Here is a 2,620-nt window from a genome sequence, read left to right as displayed (position 1 = left end):
GAGGAGATGTGGGTGTCGCACGAGACCATCTACCAGGCGGGACTGCCGCGCGGATAGGTGACATCTTGACCTGCCCTACGGTTAGGTTTCCACTCTTGGTCGCTAGCTTCCGGTGGTGGTGAGTGCCCGCGGGGTGCGGGCGAGGTCGTAGTCGTGGGGTGTCGCGTACTCGAGGGAGGAGTGCCGGCGACGACGGTTGTAGAACACTTCGATGTACTCGAAGATCGCGTTCGCGAGCTCGATGCGCGTCTTCCACTTCTTCCGGTTCAGCAGCTCGATCTGCATCGTCGACCAGAACGACTCCATCATCGCATTGTCGAGGCCATCGCCGACGGTCCCGAATGATGGCAGCAGTCCCGCTGAACGGATCTTCTGGGTGAAGACCCAGGAGGTGAACTGGACTCCGTGATCCGCGTGCACGATCCCTCCGGGCTCTGGCTGACGTGCACGGATTGCCATGTCCAAGGCGTTCACGACCAGGGTGGAGTCTTGTTTGGAGTCGATGGCCCAGCCGATGATCTTGCGGCTACAAGCATCCAGCACGGCGGCGCAGTAGATCTTGCCCTCCCGGGTGGGATGCTCGGTGATGTCCGTGACCCACAGCTCGTTCAGCGCGAGACGGTGGAACTTGCGGTTGACCAGGTCGTCAGCTGTGGCGACCCCCTTGAGTCGCTTGATTCTGGCTGGGCCTGGAAGGCCACCGATTCCGGCGCGAGTCATGAGGACGGAGATGAGCCGGCTGGAACACGGAATGTTCATTCCGATGGTGAGCTCGGCGTGGATGCGGCGGTAGCCGTAGGTGCCGCGAGAGGCGACGTGGATCTCCCGGATCAGGCCGGTCAGCCAGCGGCGGCGCAGCTCAGTGGCACTGGTCGGGCGCTTTCGGTACCGGTAGTAGCCCTGACGGGAAAGGCCCAGTAGGCGGCAGCAGATGCTTGTGGGTGCCCCAGCGTCGACGAGTCGGTCGATCACCGGGTGCGCCCTTTTGGGGCGACTCCTCCCTCCTCGTCGAGCCACGTCGCGGCCCGGCGGAGGATCGCGATCTCCTGCTCGAGCTGCCGGACACGGCCGCGCGCCGCGCGGAGCTCGGCAGATTCCTGACTGCTTCGTCCCGGCCGGCGGCCGTGGTCGATATCGTCCTGTCGCAGCCAGTTGTGGAGGGTGACCTCGTGGATGCCCAGGTCCAGCGCGGTCTGCTTGACCTGGCGGCCCTCGCGGACCAGAGCGATGGCACGGGCACGGAACTCGGGAGGGTACGGGCGGGGCATGCGAAGAGCCTTCCATGAAGACCATCGACTAGCGACGTCAACTGGAAACCGAGCCATAGGTCAGGTCATCTGATCTGGCTTGCCCGCAGGGCGGCCTGGAAGGATGTGCACCATGCCCGCTCCCTACCCCCAGGAGTTCCGCGAAGATGTCGTGCGAGTGGCCCGGTCGCGTGAGGACGGCGTCACGATCGCGCAGATCGCGAAGGACTTCGGCGTGCACGAGATGACGCTGCACAAATGGATCCGCCAAGCCGACATCGACGACGGCAACCGCCCCGGCAAGAGCCGGGAGGATTCCATCGAGCTGCGCGATGCCCGCAAGCGGATCCGGTTGCTCGAGCAGGAGAACGAGGTCCTGCGCCGTGCTGCCGCCTACCTGTCCCAGGCGAACCTGCCGGGAAAAAGCTCTACCCGCTCGTGAGCGAGCTCGCCGCTGACGGCATCCCCGTCGCGGTGTCCCTGCGGGTCTTGAAGCTCTCCCGCCAGCCCTACTACCGCTGGCGGCACCAGCAGGTCACCACAGCCGAGCTGACCGAGGCCTATCGAGCCAACGCTCTGCTGGACGCCCACCTCGACGACCCCGAGTACGGCTACCGGTTCCTCGTCAGCGAAGCCGCCGAGGCCGGCGAGGTGATGTGTGAGCGGACGGCGTGGAGGATCTGCCGGGACAACCAGTGGTGGTCGGTGTTCGGTAAGAAGCGCGGCAAGAACGGAAAGCGCCCCGGCCCGCCGGTCCATGACGACCTCGTGAAGCGGGACTTCTCCGCCGATGACGTCAACGAACTGTGGCTGACCGACATCACCGAGCACTGGACCGACGAGGGCAAGCTCTATCTCTGCGCCATCAAAGATGTGTTCTCCGGCCGGATCGTGGGCTACTCGATCAGCGACCGAATGAAGGCTCGGCTCGCGGTGAAGGCCCTGGACAACGCGATATCCAGGCGCCGTGACGCAGCCGGCTGCATCGTGCATTCGGATAGAGGATCGCAGTTCAGGTCACGGAAATTCGTGCACGCCCTGAACCGTCACCACCTCATCGGATCCATGGGCCAAGTCGGCGCTGCCGGCGATAACGCCGCGATGGAATCGTTCTTCGCACTGCTCCAGAAGAACGTCCTGGACCGCAAACGGTGGCGAACCCGAGAGGAGCTGCGGATCGCGATCATCACCTGGATCGAACGTACCTACCACCGCCGCCGGCGTCAGGCCCGTCTGGGCCGATTGACCCCCATCGAATACGAGACCATCATGAACCCGGCCGTGAGCCTCGCGGCCTGACACCCCAACTGTCACCTGTTCGTGCGGCAGTCCCAGCGCTCTACATGCAGGGTCGAGGGACGCTTCGCCAGGAG

General features: G+C 64.7%; 2 protein-coding genes. One reads left to right on the top strand and one right to left on the bottom strand.

What is annotated here, in order from left to right:
• Nucleotides 1-102: 102 nt before the first annotated feature.
• A protein-coding gene (locus Y09_RS14030) for an IS3 family transposase (protein ID WP_148639674.1) occupies nt 103-1,268 on the bottom strand; the annotation gives its coding sequence in 2 pieces (ribosomal slippage) (nt 103-992 and nt 992-1,268; 1,167 coding nt in all).
• A gap of 112 nt (nt 1,269-1,380) precedes the next feature.
• Here Y09_RS14030 and Y09_RS14015 point away from each other — a divergent pair.
• Nucleotides 1,381-2,546, top strand: a protein-coding gene (locus tag Y09_RS14015; RefSeq protein WP_234695748.1) for an IS3 family transposase whose coding sequence is annotated in 2 segments (ribosomal slippage) — nt 1,381-1,665 and nt 1,668-2,546 — 1,164 coding nt in all. Because the reading frame shifts where the segments join, the coding sequence is not laid out codon by codon here.
• Nucleotides 2,547-2,620: the final 74 nt, after the last annotated feature.

This window comes from Brachybacterium sp. SW0106-09 (assembly GCF_001293905.1).
GTDB lineage: Bacteria > Actinomycetota > Actinomycetes > Actinomycetales > Dermabacteraceae > Brachybacterium > Brachybacterium conglomeratum.
Note: the sequence above shows the minus strand (reverse complement) of the source record. Positions and strands in the feature narration are given on the sequence as shown.